The organism is Nonomuraea sp. NPDC052129 (genome assembly GCF_040680095.1).
Taxonomy (GTDB): Bacteria; Actinomycetota; Actinomycetes; order Streptosporangiales; family Streptosporangiaceae; genus Nonomuraea.
Genome location: NZ_JBFAVX010000011.1, coordinates 38,686 through 53,088, shown reverse-complemented (window position 1 = coordinate 53,088; position 14,403 = coordinate 38,686). Strand labels below are relative to the sequence as shown.

The 14,403-nt window shown below is 68.5% G+C and carries 11 protein-coding genes, 4 tRNA genes and 1 riboswitch; of the genes, 9 read left to right on the top strand and 6 right to left on the bottom strand.

Annotation, left to right across the window (positions count from 1 at the left end):
• Window positions 1–195: 195 nt before the first annotated feature.
• From AB0L53_RS24450 to AB0L53_RS24425, 6 genes are all read right to left on the bottom strand, one after another.
• Window positions 196–270: transfer RNA gene (locus tag AB0L53_RS24450), tRNA-Val, on the bottom strand.
• Window positions 271–292: 22 nt separating this feature from the next.
• Window positions 293–364: transfer RNA gene (locus AB0L53_RS24445), tRNA-Gly, on the bottom strand.
• A 54-nt stretch (window positions 365–418) separates the two neighbouring features.
• A tRNA-Cys gene (locus AB0L53_RS24440) sits at window positions 419–489 on the bottom strand.
• A 16-nt stretch (window positions 490–505) separates the two neighbouring features.
• Window positions 506–577: transfer RNA gene (locus AB0L53_RS24435), tRNA-Gly, on the bottom strand.
• A gap of 134 nt (window positions 578–711) precedes the next feature.
• Window positions 712–3,288 (bottom strand): N-acetylmuramoyl-L-alanine amidase, encoded by a 2,577-nt coding sequence (locus AB0L53_RS24430; RefSeq protein WP_363997875.1) that lies wholly within the window; start codon window positions 3,286–3,288, stop codon window positions 712–714.
• A 74-nt stretch (window positions 3,289–3,362) separates the two neighbouring features.
• On the bottom strand, window positions 3,363–3,977 hold the full coding sequence (locus AB0L53_RS24425) for a TetR/AcrR family transcriptional regulator (RefSeq protein WP_363997872.1): 615 nt from the start codon (window positions 3,975–3,977) through the stop codon (window positions 3,363–3,365).
• A gap of 57 nt (window positions 3,978–4,034) precedes the next feature.
• On the opposite strand from AB0L53_RS24425, the gene AB0L53_RS24420 reads away from it, so the two are divergent.
• From AB0L53_RS24420 to AB0L53_RS24380, 9 genes are all read left to right on the top strand, one after another.
• Window positions 4,035–4,841 (top strand): ABC transporter ATP-binding protein, encoded by an 807-nt coding sequence (locus AB0L53_RS24420; protein WP_363997869.1) that lies wholly within the window; start codon window positions 4,035–4,037, stop codon window positions 4,839–4,841.
• On the top strand, window positions 4,831–5,571 hold the full coding sequence (locus AB0L53_RS24415) for an ABC transporter permease (protein ID WP_363997866.1): 741 nt from the start codon (window positions 4,831–4,833) through the stop codon (window positions 5,569–5,571). The genes AB0L53_RS24420 and AB0L53_RS24415 overlap by 11 nt, the downstream gene beginning before the upstream one ends.
• Window positions 5,572–5,639: 68 nt before the next feature.
• A complete protein-coding gene (locus AB0L53_RS24410; RefSeq protein WP_225289808.1) occupies window positions 5,640–5,915 on the top strand; it encodes a hypothetical protein in 276 nt (91 codons plus the stop codon).
• Window positions 5,916–5,963: 48 nt separating this feature from the next.
• Entirely contained in the window at window positions 5,964–7,784 is a 1,821-nt protein-coding gene (glmS, locus tag AB0L53_RS24405) for a glutamine--fructose-6-phosphate transaminase (isomerizing) (RefSeq protein WP_363997862.1), read from the top strand.
• A 37-nt stretch (window positions 7,785–7,821) separates the two neighbouring features.
• On the top strand, window positions 7,822–8,625 hold the full coding sequence (locus AB0L53_RS24400) for an SAM-dependent methyltransferase (protein WP_363997859.1): 804 nt from the start codon (window positions 7,822–7,824) through the stop codon (window positions 8,623–8,625).
• Between the two features lie 105 nt (window positions 8,626–8,730).
• Window positions 8,731–9,696 carry a tripartite tricarboxylate transporter substrate-binding protein gene (locus AB0L53_RS24395; protein ID WP_363997856.1) on the top strand — a complete coding sequence of 322 codons (966 nt, stop codon included), beginning with the start codon at window positions 8,731–8,733 and terminating at the stop codon, window positions 9,694–9,696.
• 4 nt (window positions 9,697–9,700) lie between these two features.
• A riboswitch (cobalamin riboswitch) is annotated at window positions 9,701–9,895 on the top strand.
• Window positions 9,896–10,021: 126 nt separating this feature from the next.
• Window positions 10,022–12,259, top strand: a complete 2,238-nt coding sequence (locus tag AB0L53_RS24390) for a ribonucleoside-diphosphate reductase subunit alpha (protein ID WP_363997853.1) — start codon at window positions 10,022–10,024, stop codon at window positions 12,257–12,259.
• Between the two features lie 40 nt (window positions 12,260–12,299).
• Window positions 12,300–13,295 (top strand): ribonucleotide-diphosphate reductase subunit beta, encoded by a 996-nt coding sequence (locus tag AB0L53_RS24385; protein WP_363997851.1) that lies wholly within the window; start codon window positions 12,300–12,302, stop codon window positions 13,293–13,295.
• Window positions 13,296–13,307: 12 nt separating this feature from the next.
• Window positions 13,308–14,393 carry a mechanosensitive ion channel domain-containing protein gene (locus tag AB0L53_RS24380; protein ID WP_363997848.1) on the top strand — a complete coding sequence of 362 codons (1,086 nt, stop codon included), beginning with the start codon at window positions 13,308–13,310 and terminating at the stop codon, window positions 14,391–14,393.
• Window positions 14,394–14,403 lie beyond the last annotated feature (10 nt).

Sequence of the window (14,403 nt, the reverse complement as noted above, 5' to 3'; positions counted from 1 at the left end):
ATAGCGGCCAGTCCGAACCATCAGGGGGTCGGCGTCGATACCTGTGATCGAGTCTCACGCGTGGCCGACGGCACCCCGTCGCCGCCGGTGCTGATAGCAGCCATGGTCGCCCCGGAACGACAAGAAGCCCAAGATCCCGGCATGTGCCGTGATCTAGGGCTTTAACTCAAGTCGGGCCTGATCTGTTATGGAGCCTGGTGGACGATACTGGGATTGAACCAGTGACCTCTTCCGTGTCAGGGAAGCGCTCTCCCGCTGAGCTAATCGTCCTTATCGAGTTACTTGAACTCCGAGCGGAAGACGGGATTCGAACCCGCGACCCTCACCTTGGCAAGGTGATGCTCTACCACTGAGCCACTTCCGCGTGGTGCCACACTTAACTTTAGCGGACCCGGGAGGGTCCGCTGTCCAGCGACCGAGGTGGAGACGGGATTTGAACCCGTGTAGACGGCTTTGCAGGCCGCTGCCTCGCCTCTCGGCCACTCCACCAGGAGATTGAACTCCGAGCGGAAGACGGGATTCGAACCCGCGACCCTCACCTTGGCAAGGTGATGCTCTACCACTGAGCCACTTCCGCGTGTTTCCGGCGACGTACCGGCCACGGGAAAACCATATCGCCTTCGGGGAGTGCCCGTGTGCGGTGAGCGGGTGTGGGGGCGAGATTCAGCGGGTCACGTGACGGGTGGGGTTTGGTGGGTGAGGTCTGGTGGGTTATGTGGTGGGTGGAGGTCGGCGAGTTGCATGGGCGGGTGAGGGTCGGTGGGCTACGCGGGCGGGCGGGGGTCGGTGGGTCACGTGGATGGGTGGGGTTCGGTGGGTCACACGGACGTCCTTGGCCATGACGAACATGACGCGGTGGCCGAACTGGATCTGGTGGTAGCGGTCCTTGCCCGTGACGGTGACGTGGTTGGCCGGGTTGAAGGAGTTCGTCGCGTGGTACGAGCCGGGCAGTGTGAGGCCGAGCGAGTAGTACTGGCCGGGGTGCATGACGTAGTCGAGCGGGGTTGAGGGCTGGTAGGCGACGGTGCTGCGGTAGGCGGATTTTTCGGGGTATGCCCGGCCGTACACCCTGACGTGTTTCGTGCGGGGGGTGACGAGCGGGCCTCGCGCCGGGATGGCGGTGGGGGCGGTGGCGGGGTTGTAGAACCAGGCCTTGCTGCCCAGATACCAGATGGCCGTCCAGGCGCCCTTCCGGGCCGCCACCGCGTATCGCTGGCCGGTCGAGGCGCGGGCGCTGTGGTCGTAGACGCTGTACGTGCTGGGCTTGCCGACGCGTTTGCCGATGTCGTCCACGAGGGGGGCGTCCTCGCGCGGTTCTGTTCGCAGAAAGACCGCTGAGGCGCCGTGCGGGGGACAGGGCCCGGTGGTTTTGGCGGATTTGGTGGGCTTAGCGGACTTGACCGGCTCGGGGGGCTTGGCGGACTTGGCAGGTTCGGTGGGGTTGACAGACTTGGTGGGATTGGCGGGCTCTGCTGCCTCGTTGTTCTCGTTGTTCTCGTTGTCCTCGGTGGTTCCGGTGGGGCTGGTGGGCTTGGCGGTGCAGCCGGTGAAATGCGGTTGGTTGGTTTCGTAGGTGGGGCGGATGATGATTGATGTGCCCTTCTTGGCCTTTTTGAGTGGGCTGCCCATCAAGTCGAAATAGTGTGCCCAGTCCCAGTACGGTCCCGGGTCCTCGTGCATGGACGGGAGCGTTTCGGGGCTCGGGCCAGGGACGTTGTCGTGGCCGAGGATGTGGGCGCGGTCGAGGGGGATGTGGTGTTTGGCGGCCAGATATTTCACCAGTTTGGCTGACGAACGGTACATCGCCTCCGTGTACCAGGTGCCGCCGCTGGCCAGGTAGCCCTCGTGTTCGATGCCGATGGAGCGGGAGTTGATATCCCAGTTGCCCGCATGCCAGGCGATGTCCTTTGTACGTACGTGCTGGGCGACATGTCCGTCGCTGGAGCGGATCGTGTAGTGCCAGCTCACGTATTCCGGGTCGTTCACCATCGACGGGACGCCTTCGTAGGTGCCCTCGGTGTCGTGGATCACGATGTAGTCGATGCGTCTCGGCCCGTTCAGGGTGTCGTGGTTGCCGTAGTCGCCCTTGCCGGTGCGTTTGTAGGCGGCGGGCATCCACTCGCAGGCCAGTGAGGCGGGGCATTCGACGTTCGCCGTGTTCGGGGCTGGGAGTGCCGGATGGCTCGTGTTCGTTCCAGGTGCCGGCGGTTGGTCTCCTGGGGTCGCAGGTTGCGCCTGGTCGGCGACAGGTTGTGCCACGTTGGGCTGGGGTTGTGCCACGTCAGTCGTGGCCGGGGTCAGGGCCGGGGCCGGGAGCGGGATTGGGAATGGAGGTGGGTAGTGGGCGTCGGTGATTTCGGATGACGCCGAGGAGCCTCCAGTGGTCTTCGGTGAGGTTGAGGGGTGTCCGCCCGGCACACGTGCTGCTGCCACATGGGTTGCGCTGGGGCCGAGCGGGGTGAGACCCGATAGAGCGCTGAGGCGGGCCGCTGGGCGAAGGGGGGCTGCTGGGGTGAGTCGGGTTGCTGGGCCGAGGCGGGCTGGTGGGTGGAAGTGAGCGGCTGGGTGGAGATGAGTGGCTGGGCTGGGGCGGGTTGATGGGTGGTGCTTGGCCGCTGGGTGGAGGTCGGTTGCTGGGTGGAGGCGAGCAGTTGAGGTGAGGCGGCCCGGTGGGTGGAGATGGGTCGGTGGGCGGAGGGTGGGGATGGCTGCCAGCCGTACCGGCTGGCCGTCGTCTGTGCGGCGGGTGGCTCCGGCGCGGATCACCGCGAACATCTCGTCGGCGAAGGCGCGGGCCGCGTTCGGGTCGTGCGCGCCCGAGTAGCGGGCGACCGCGTCGTACCAGTCGGCGGGGTTCGCGCTGGGGCGTCGCTGGTAGGACGCGAGCAGGGCGGCACCGCCGCGGATGTTGGCGGCGGGATCGGCGCGCAGTCGCGCGGGCGCCAGCCCGGTGAGGCGCCCCGCGAGCCGCAGCGTCGCTTCCCGCGCGGACACCCCGTCATGCGCGCCTCCAGGTACGCCCGGCGCGTCCACGAGGTGCATGGGGCCGTAGCCGCCGGCCACGCTGGGTGCTCCGCTGTTCGCGTTCCACCTGGACTCCAGGTACGACACACCCAGTAGCACGCTCTCCGGCACCCCGAACTCCCGCGCCGCCGCCGCGAAATCGCCCTGGCGGCTCGCGTCAACCCGATGCCCCACGCCGCCCATGTCCGGCAGGTCCGGTAGTTCGGGCAGTCCGGGCATGGCGACGGTGGACGCGGTGAGACCGACGACGACCCACAGCAACATGAGGACCCCCACACGGCGGAACAGAACGCGACGGTGAAAACACCGAGCGTAACCATGTCACCGAAAGAGATGGGTCAGGCGGGGCGGATGACGCGGACGAGGTCTGCGAGGTCGGCGGCGAATTCCGCGTCCAGGTCGGCCGGCGCGTCGAGGTAGGGCATCAGTCGCTGATGCGCGGGGAAGTCGCCCCGGGCCCGGCGTGACCGGACGTCATGACCGGCCGCCGAGAAGCGCCCGTTCGCCTCGGACGTCGCGAAGCCGAGCACGAACGTGCTGACCATGCGCTCGATCCGCGGCACCTCGGCATCAGGCACTCCCGCGTCGATCAGCGCCTGGTAGATCCAGTCCACCACCCGTACCGCGTCGGGCGTGACCGACGGCCGGGCGAACAGCAGCGGGAAGACGCTGGGATGCTCCCGCGCCAGCCTCCTGGTGGCCCAGGCGAACGCGCTCAGCCGCTGGTCCCACGACTCGCCGGGCGAGCCTTCCGGGAGGGTCGTCAGCAGGCGCCCGACGAGCCCGTCCAGCAGTTCATCCTTGTTGCGGAAATATCCGTAAAGGGCCATGGGAGTCAGGCCGAGGCGTTCGGCGACCGCGCGCATGGTCAGGGCGTCGAGTCCGCGTTCGTCGGCGATCGCGAGGGCGGCGTCGAGGATCTCCGGTTGCCGCTCGGTCTTGAGTTTCCGCACCGCCTCAGTCTACAGTGTAGAGCAGTCTACAAGGTAGACCGGGGAGGGGCGGGGGACATGCTCAAGGCGATGGGACTGGTCAAGAGCTTCAATGGGGTGGCCGCGCTGGACGGCTTCTGCCTGGAGGTGGCGCCGGGAGAGATCGCGGGGCTGGTCGGGCACAACGGCGCCGGCAAGACGACCTTCTTCGAGATCGCCTCGGGCCTCATCACTCCCGAGTCGGGAAATGTGGTGATCGACGGCCGAGCGGGTGTCGCGCCGCAGCAGCTCGCGCTCTACCCGAGTGTCACCGTCCGCGAGACTCTGCGTTTCTTCGGCGGCCTGGCGGGGCTGCGCCGCCAGGCGCTCAAGCAGGCCATCGACCGGATCGCCGAGGAGATGCTGCTGACGAACGAGCTGGACCGGCGGGTGAGCGTCCTGTCCGGCGGTCAGCAGCGCCGTACCCAGGCCGCTACCGCGCTGGTCGCCGACCCCGCCGTTCTGCTGCTCGACGAGCCGACTGTGGGCGCCGACCCCGAGACGCGGGCCGCCCTTCTCGCGGCCGTCCGCAGCCGGGCCGAGAACGGCGCCACGGTCGTGTACGCCACCCACTACCTGCCCGAACTGACCGAGTTGGCCGCCACGATCGCGGTCGCGAAGAGCGGCAGGGTGATCGCCAGAGGCACCGGCGAGGAGCTGCTCAAGGGCCTGCCGGGTGAGGTACGGGTGGTTCTCGACGACGACGAGGAGCTGGCCGTCACCACGGCCGACCCGACGGCCACGCTCGCCGAGCTGCTGCGCGGCCTCGACCGGCCGGTACGCGGCATCGACATCCGCCAGCCGTCGCTCGACGACCTCTACAAGGAGTTGTCCCATGTCGCGTGACTCGCTCCATCGCATCGCGGTGCTGGTCGGGCACAACGTGCTGCTGCGCAGGCGCGACCCCGCTCACCTGGTCAGCTACCTGGTGATGCCGATGGTGCTCATGCTGGTCTTCAAGTCCATGATCGGCCAGCCGGCGCAGGTGGTGACCGGGCTGCTGGTGATGTTCTCGGTGCTGTCGATGGCCGATGTGGCGACCGCTGTGCTGACCGAGCGTGTCTGGCACACCTGGGATCGGATCAGGGCGACTCGGGCGCGCATGCCAGAGTTGATCATCGGCAAGACCCTGCCGGTCTTCGCCATCCTGGTCGTTCAGCAGGTCGTCCTGCTGGTCTATGGGGTCCTCGCGATGGGCATGCGGCCCGCAGGGCCGCTCTGGCCGCTCGGGCTGGCCGTCGCCGCTTGGTGCTTCGCCCTCCTCGGCGTGGGTACGGCGCTCGCCGCGGTGGTACGCAGCCATGGCGAGCTCAGCACGCTCTGCAACATCGGCGCCCTGTCGGTCAGCGCGCTGGGCGGGGCGCTGGTGCCGTACGCGCTGATGCCGTCATGGGCGCAGGCCATCGCGCCCGCCTCCCCGGGCTACTGGGCGACGACCATGCTGCAGGCCGCCGTGCGCGGCGACGTGGCCGCCACGATGGGCCCCGCGGCCGTCCTCATCGCCCTCGGTGCGCTGGCCGGAGCCTTCGCCTGCCGCCGTCTCGGTAAGGGATGGGGTCGGTCGACCGTGCTTTAGCTAATATCCTGCCCGATTTCGGGCAGAATATTAGCGTGTCGCATCCCAGCTGCGTAGTGTCCTCGTCTGTGTCCCTGGCACGGCATCCCTACGAAGACCTCGTCGCCCACCTCGTCAGGACCAGTGGTCTCGGTCCCGGTGAGGCGGCGCGCGTGGTGGCCGACGTGCTGTCGTACTTCTCCGAGCCGGTCGAGGAGTTCGTACGGCGGCGTCACGGGGAGCTGAAGTCTCGCGGTCTGACCAACGACGAGATCTTCCCCAGGGTCGCCGCGGAACTGCGCGGGCGCCGGGTGGCGCCGCCGGAGCTGTCGCTCCGGCAACTGCGCAGGATCGTGTACGGATAAAAGCGGACAAAAGCTGAGAAAAGCCCCAAAAGCAGAGGAGAGCGTCGTATGTGCGGAATCGTGGCCTATGTCGGGTCGAAGGATGCGGCGCCCATCCTGCTGGAGGGGCTGCAACGGCTGGAGTACCGAGGCTATGACTCGGCCGGCGTCGTCGTGTCCAACAAGGGGCTCAAGGTACGCAAGGTCAAAGGCCGGGTCGCCGACCTGGCGAAGGTCGTACCCCCCAGGTTCAAGGGCGCCCTCGGTATCGGTCACACACGGTGGGCCACGCACGGCGTGCCCAGCGACGTCAACGCGCACCCGCACCTGTCGTCCGACGAGCGGATCGCGGTCGTGCACAACGGCATCATCGAGAACGCCGACGAACTGCGCGCCAAGCTGACCGCCGACGGGGCGGAGTTCGTCTCCGAGACCGACACCGAGGTGCTCGCGCACCTGATCGCCCGTACGGTCGAGGAGACCGACACGCTGGAGGAGGCCGTACGCAAGGCGCTCAAGAGCATCGTCGGCACGTACGGCATCGCGGTCGTCGACAGTGAGCGGCCCGGCGAGGTGGTCGTGGCCCGCAACGGCAGCCCGATCGTGCTCGGCATCGGCGAGAAGGAGATGTTCGCCGCCTCCGACGTGGCCGCGCTCGTCCGCTACACCCGCCAGGTCGTGCACCTGGAGGACGGCGAGCTGGCCGTGCTCAAGGCCGACGGGTTCCACACCTTCGCCAGCGACGCGCGCGAGACCGCCAAGGAGCCGCTGACCGTAGACTGGGACGCCGGGCACTACGACACCGGTGGCTACGAGCACTACCTGCTCAAGGAGATCTCCGAGCAGCCCGACACGGTCTCGCGCACCATGAGCGGCCGCCTCGACGAGCGCTTCCACATCGCCCACCTGGGCGGCCTGAACATGGACGCCCGCGAGACCCGCTCCTTTCGCCGGGTGAAGATCATCGGCTGTGGCTCCGCCTACTACTCGGGCCAGATCGGCGCGCAGCTCATCGAGGAGCTGGCCCGTATCCCGGCCGACGCCGAGCCGGCCAGCGAGTTCCGCTACCGCAACCCGGTCGTCGACCCCGACACGCTCTACGTCGCGATCAGCCAGTCAGGCGAGACCTACGACACGCTCGCGGCGGTACAGGAGCTCAAGCGCAAGGGCGGCCGGGTCATCGGCATCGTCAACGCGGTCGGCAGCGCCATCGCCCGCGAGGTCGACGGCGGCGTCTACCTGCACGCCGGGCCCGAGGTCTCAGTCGCCTCGACCAAGGCGTTCACCTCGACGTCGCTGGCGTTCGCGCTGCTCGCGCTGCACTTCGGCCGGGTGCACGACCTCTCGCCCGCCGACGGCCGCCGCGTCTGCGAGGGCCTGCGCAGGCTGCCCGGCCAGATCGAGGAGATCCTGGCGCAGGGCGACAAGATCGCCGAGCTGGCGAAGAAGTACGCGAACTATCCGAGCATGATGTTCGTCGGCCGGGTCCGTGGTTATCCGGTGGCCCGCGAAGGCGCGCAGAAGCTCAAGGAGATCTCGTACGTCCACGCCGAGGCCTATCCGGCCAGCGAGCTCAAGCACGGGCCGCTCGCCCTCATCGGCCCCGAGATGCCGACGGTGGCGATTGTCCCCGATGACGAACTGCTCGACAAGAACCTCACCACGCTCGGCGAGATCCGCGCCCGCGGCGGCAAGGTGCTCATGGTGGGCCACCGCGAACCCGATGCCAAGCTGGCCGACGACGTCATCGTGGTGCCGAAGAACGAGATCGAGCTGGACCCGATCCTGCTCACGATCCCGCTGCAGCTGCTGGCCTACCACGCCGCCGTGGCGCTCGAGCGCGATGTGGATAAGCCACGCAATTTGGCTAAGAGCGTCACAGTCGAGTAACTGCTACGACCCGGCGGCCACAATAGGCACATAGCCCGTGATAAGTGGACCGGCAGGACTTAAGATCGAAACTGTGCCCGAGTTTCATGGCCAAACGCCAAATCTCGCACGAATGTACGATTACATGCTCGGCGGCACAGACAACTACGCCGTCGACCGCGAGGCGATCGACCGGCTTGCGGCGCTGATCCCGCAAGCCGTCCTGCTGGCGCGTGCCAACCGGGCCTTCCTCCAGCGCGCGGTCCGCCACCTGGCGGACGCGGGCGTCCGCCAGTTCCTCGATCTGGGCAGCGGGTTGCCGACCCAGGGCAACGTGCACGAGGTGGCGCCGGAGGCGAAAGTCGTCTACGTCGATCGCGACCCGGTCGTCGCCACCCACGCCAGGGCGCTGCTGGAGGAGGCGGGCCGGGCCGTCTTCGTCCAGGCCGATCTGCTCGACCCCGACGAGGTGCTGGCGCAGGCGTCCCGCTTCCTGGACATGAACGAGCCGGTGGGCGTGCTGCTGGTCTCGATCCTGCACTTCATCCCGGACGCCCGCGACCCGGGCAAGATGGTGACCAGGCTGCGCGAGGCGGTGGCGCCCGGCAGTTACCTGGTGCTCACCCACGCGACCTCGCGGGGACGGTTCGAGGAGGGCGCCACGCCGCTCCACCGGCCCACCTCGGCCGGGGCCGGCACCGACCGGACGCCGAGGGAGATTCGGGCGTTCTTCGGGGACTTCGAGCTGGTCGAGCCGGGCCTGGTGCACGCCCCTGACTGGCGTCCTGACCGGCCCAGGCTGGTCAGCGAGCCCTCGCTGCCGTCGTACCTGCTCGTCGGTGTGGGCGAGAAAACTTCATAGTTCTTCCCGACTTTTCGTGATCCCTGATAATGACAACCCAGATGTGTAACAGTGCGTTAAGTGTCAGTGACCTGGGGTAGTTATGGGGTGCGAGGGGAGGACGCCATGCGCCGACGGGGGTTCTTCGCGCTCGGCCTGGCGGTGGCGGCCTGCGCGACAGGATGTGGCACGGAGGGGAGCCTCGGCGGACGTGCCGTCAACGCGGCCGGCCTCTCGGGCCGGTTCGCGATCGTCCCCGGCGCCGGACGCTGGGCCCGCGTCGCCAAGGCGCTCGTCAAAACCGCCCGCGACGCCGGTTTCCCGATTTCCGGCACGCCGCCCGTCACCCGGATCACCGTCACCGGGCTGCCCGCGCTGGCCGCGACCGAGCTCAACAACGGGCTGTCGCTGCTCGACACCGCCACGCCGCTGGCCCGGCTCACCGGCCAGATCGAGGTGGTGGTGGTGCCCGCTCACTCCAAGTTCGCCACCTTCGACCAGTTCGGCGCGCAGCTGGTCGCCCACCCCGACCGCACGCCGCTGACGGGCGGACCGCAGGGCGAGCCCGACCACCTGCTGTTCGGGCTGATCGCCAAGGGCCTCGGCGCCGACACCCGGCAGGTCGACTACACCGGCTTTCCCGGCAGCGAGGAGGCCACGGCCGCGCTCCTCGGTGGCAAGGCCGCCGCGGCGACCGGCACGCTCGCGGACTGGCGCCGCGCCATCGGCAAGGGCCAGGTCAGGGTGCTGGCCGTCTCCAGCGCGCGCCGGGTGGACGGCGTCGAGGCGCCGAGCCTGCTGGAGTGCGGCGTGCGGGTCGACTTCGCCGACTGGTGCGCGGCCGTGGGGCCCGAGGGGATGTCCGAGGACGGCAAGGCCGTCGCCATCCGGCTCTGTGACGAGATCACGGAGTCCGCCTCCTGGCGGGCGGCCTGCCGGGCGGAGGGATGGACCTCGATCCCGCTCAGCGGCGACGACTTCGAACAGTGGCTGGCCTCGGAGATCGGCAGGACCAGGGCCGTGCTCCGCGATCTAGGCATGCTCGACACCGCTGACACAACATGCTGGGGTAGTTGCGCCCAGGGCCACTAGATGTAGGATTCTGCTCGTCGCTGGTTCGCCCCTCGGGGCGGAGCAAAAGGGAACCCGGTGCGATTCCGGGGCTGCCCCGCAGCGGTGAGCGGGAACGACCGCCGTCACGAGCACTGGACATTTCCGGGAAGCGACGGCCAGTAGGAACTATCGACCATGCCCGCGAGCCCGAAGACCTGCCGGTGACGTTGGGGGAGCCAGCCGGCTCCGCCCATCGAAGTGTCCATGGCCTCGAGGGAGGGCCGGGGGCGTCGGCGGCCGGGGAGTCCAGGGCCGCCGTGCTCTCACGCGCCCTCACGGGGATGAGCTCGCGAGGAGAGAGCACGTGACGCAGATCATTGAGGCCGATCACCAGCCGGCCACCGTCGGCCGGCAGCCGGCGACGGTCGATCGGCAGTCGGCCACCGCCAAAACCGTCGATCGGCGGCTGGCGATCGAGGAGGCCGCCGCCCGGGTGATCACCGATCCGGCCAATTCCCGGATCGCCGCCCGGCTCCTGGCCGAGGAGATCGCCGACGAGGCGGCCGGGCACGGCGTGCGGACCTTCTCCGAGTCCATCGCCGCCACCCACGCCGCCGGGCTGATCCAGGACTCGCTCGCCGCCTTCGTCGGCGCGCACGCCGCCGAGCTCGACGCGCTCGTCTCCGGCGACGCGGACGACCGCTTCGAGTATTTCGGGTTGCGTACGGTCTACGACCGCTACCTGCTGCGGCACCCGCAGTCGCGGACCGTGCTCGAACGGCCGCAGCACTTCCTGCTCCGCGTGGCCTGCGGGTTGTCGGAGACGGTCGCCGAGGCCGCCGAGCTGTACGGCCTCATGTCCACGCTGTCGTACCTGCCAAGCTCGCCGACACTGTTCAACTCCGGTTCGCGCCGGCCGCAGCTGTCGTCGTGCTTCCTGCTCGACTCGCCGCGCGACGAGCTGGAGTCGATCTACGACCGCTATGGGCAGGTGGCCAGGCTGTCGAAGTACGCCGGGGGCATCGGCATCGCGTGGACCCGGGTGCGCTCGCGCGGATCCCTCATCAAGGGCACCAACGGGCACTCCAACGGCATCGTGCCCTGGCTGCGTACGCTCGACTCCTCCGTCGCCGCCGTCAACCAGGGCGGGCGCCGCAAGGGCGCGGCCTGTGTCTACCTGGAGACCTGGCACGCCGACGTCGAGGAGTTCCTGGAGCTGCGCGACAACACGGGCGAGGACGCCCGGCGTACGCACAACCTCAACCTGGCCAACTGGGTGCCGGACGAGTTCATGCGGCGGGTGGAGGCCGACGAGGTCTGGTCGCTGTTCGACCCCAAGGAGGTCCCCGACCTCACCGACCTGTACGGCGAGGCGTTCACCCGCGCCTACCGCGCCTACGAGGCCGACGGCCGCTACACCCGGCAACTGCCCGCCCGGACCCTCTACGGCCGGATGATGCGCACCCTCGCCCAGACCGGCAACGGCTGGATGACGTTCAAGGACGCCGCCAACCGCACCTCCAACCAGACGGCCCGGCCCGAGAACGTCATCCACCTGTCCAACCTGTGCACCGAGATCCTCGAGGTCACCAGCGACGGCGAGACGGCGGTGTGCAACCTCGGCTCGATCAACCTCGCCGCCCACCTGACCGGCGAGGGCGTCGACTGGGCCCGGCTGCGCACGACCGTCCGTACGGCGGTACGTTTCCTGGACCGGACCATCGACCTGGGCTTCTACCCGACCACTGAGGCCGAGGCGGCCAACAAGCGCTGGCGGCCGATCGGGCTCGGCGTGATGGGCCTGGCCGACGTCTTCTTCGCGCTCCGGCTGCCGTTCGACTCGCCCGAGGCGCTGGGCCTGTCGACGCGCGTCGCCGAGGAGATCGCCCTGGCGGCCTACGACACCTCCGCCGACCTGGCCGTCGAGCGCGGCCGGCATCCGTCGTACGAGGAGACCAGGGCGGCGGGCGGCGTCCTGCACCCCGACCACTACGCCGCCGCCGTGTCGCCACGCTGGGACGAGCTGCGCGCGAAGATCGCCGAGACCGGGCTGCGCAACTCGCTGATGGTCGCCATCGCCCCGACCGCGACCATCGCCTCCATCGCCGGGTGCTACGAGTGCATCGAGCCGCAGGTGTCCAACGTGTTCAAGCGCGAGACACTGTCGGGGGAGTTCCTCCAGGTCAACCGCTACCTGGTGGCCGACCTGCAGGCCCGCGGGCTGTGGACGCAGCGGATGCGCGACGACCTCAAGCGGGCGGACGGCTCGGTCCAGGACATCGCGGGCATCCCCGATGACCTCAAGACCTTGTACCGGACGGCCTGGGAGCTGCCGCAGAAGGCGCTCATCGACCTGGCCGCGGCCCGTCAGCCGTACATCGACCAGTCGCAGTCGCTCAACCTGTTCATGGCCAGCCCGACGATCGGCAAGCTGTCGTCGATGTACGCCTATGCCTGGAAGCAGGGCCTGAAGACCACCTACTACCTGCGCTCGCGCCCGGCCACCCGGATCGCCCAGACGACGATCGCGCAGACGACGATCGCGCTCGACGCCGTCGCCTGCTCCTTGGAGAACCCGGAAACCTGCGAAGCCTGCCAGTAGTAGTCCACCCGAAAGTAGCCCCCTCGAACGGAGACCCCCAATGCTGCTCGACCCCGGCATGGACCTGACCCTGCGCCCCATGCGCTACCCGGACTTCTACGAGCGCTATCGCGCCGCGATCCGCAACACCTGGACCGTCGAGGAGGTGGACCTGCACTCCGACCTCGCCGACCTGGCCAGAATGACGCCGCAGGAGCGCCACCTGATCAACCGGCTGGTCGCCTTCTTCGCCACCGGCGACTCCATCGTGGCCAACAACCTCGTGCTCAACCTCTATCAGCACGTCAACGCCCCCGAAGCGCGGCTGTACCTCAGCAGGCAGCTGTTCGAGGAGGCCGTGCACGTGCAGTTCTACCTGACGCTGCTCGACACGTACCTGCCTGACCTGGAGGAACGGGTCAAGGCGTTCGCCGCCGTCGAGCACATTCCGTCCATCAGGGACAAGGCGGAGTTCTGCTTCCGGTGGATCGACTCGATCAACGGCCTACGGCAGCTGGAGAGCGCGGACGAGCGGCGGCAGTTCCTGCTCAACCTGATCTGCTTCGCCGCCTGCATCGAAGGGCTGTTCTTCTACGGAGCGTTCGCCTACGTATACTGGTTCCGGTCTCGGGGCCTGCTCGGCGGGCTGGCCACCGGCACCAACTGGGTGTTCCGTGACGAGTCCATGCACATGGAGTTCGCCTTCAGCGTCGTCGACACCGTGCGGGCCGAGGAGCCCGAGCTGTTCGACGACAAGCTGGGGGAGCAGGTCACCCGCATGATCGAGGAGGCCGTCGCCGCCGAGTTGGCCTTCGCCCGCGATCTGTGCGGCGACGGCATGCCCGGCATGAGCGTCGAGCAGATGCGTGACTACCTTCAATATGTCGCCGACCAGCGGCTGGCTCGGCTCGGGCTGCCGCAGAGATACGGCACGGCCAATCCGTTCGGGTTCATGGAGCTGCAGGACGTCCAGGAGCTGGCCAACTTCTTCGAACGGCGTGTCTCCGCATACCAAGTGGCTGTTGAGGGCAATGTGACATTTGACGAGACCTTTTAAGACATAGGGGGCATGAACGTGCAGTCGCCGACCGACTGGCTCATTCTCGCCATCTCGGTGGCGGGCGCCATTCTCGTGGTGGAGGTGGTCAGGAGGCTGCTGGTCAGGGCGGGCCGCAAATGGGCGCTCGCCCGGCACCTGGTGGAGCACTGCACCTGGGCGGCGTTCTCGGTGGGGGTCGTGGTGGCGACCAACCTGGTGTTCTCGCCGGGGATGATCGGCGAGAGCGTCCGCCAACGCGAGCTCGGCGGCACGATCGACCGCGTGCTCGGCCTGGTCACCATCGCCTGCGTCACCTGGCTGATCGTCCAGGCCAGCTATGCCCTCACCGACGTCGTCCTGGACCGGCTGGTCCTCGTCAAGGGGGAGCGCAATCGCCGGGCACGGCGCATCATGACCCAGATCGGGCTGGTCCGCCGCGTCGCCGCCGTGACCATCGTCGTCCTGGCGATCGGCACCATGCTCTTCTCCTTCCCGCAGGTTCGCGCCCTGGGCGCCGGGCTGCTCGCCTCGGCGGGCATCGCCGGCGCCATCGTCGGTATCGCCGCCCAGCCCACCATCGGCAACATGCTGGCCGGGCTCCAGCTCGCCTTCAGCGACGCGCTCCGCCTCGACGACGTGGTCGTGGTCAACGACGAGTGGGGCCGGATCGAGGAGCTCACGCTCACCTACGTGGTGGTACGCCTGTGGGACGAGCGGCGCCTGGTCCTGCCCGTGTCCTACTTCACCCAGAACCCGTTCGAGAACTGGACCAGGCACGGCAGCCAGGTCCTCGCCGTGGTGTTCCTGCGGGTCGACTGGTCGATACCGATCGGCAAGCTGCGCGAAGAGCTCTACCGGTTCATCCAGGAGAGCCCCCTGTGGGATCAGAAGGACTGGACGCTCCAGGTCACCGACGTGCTGCCGAACGGGCTGGTCGAGTTGCGGGCGCTGATGAGCGCCGCCGACTCGCCCTCCGCCTGGGACCTCAAGTGCGACGTACGCGAACACCTCGTGGGCTACATCAGGGAGAACTTCCCCGAGTCCCTGCCCCGCTTCCGCATCGAGACTCCGGAGACCCGCGCGGGGGTGCCGTGGACCGGAGTCGCGCCGGGCTGACCGATTTGGG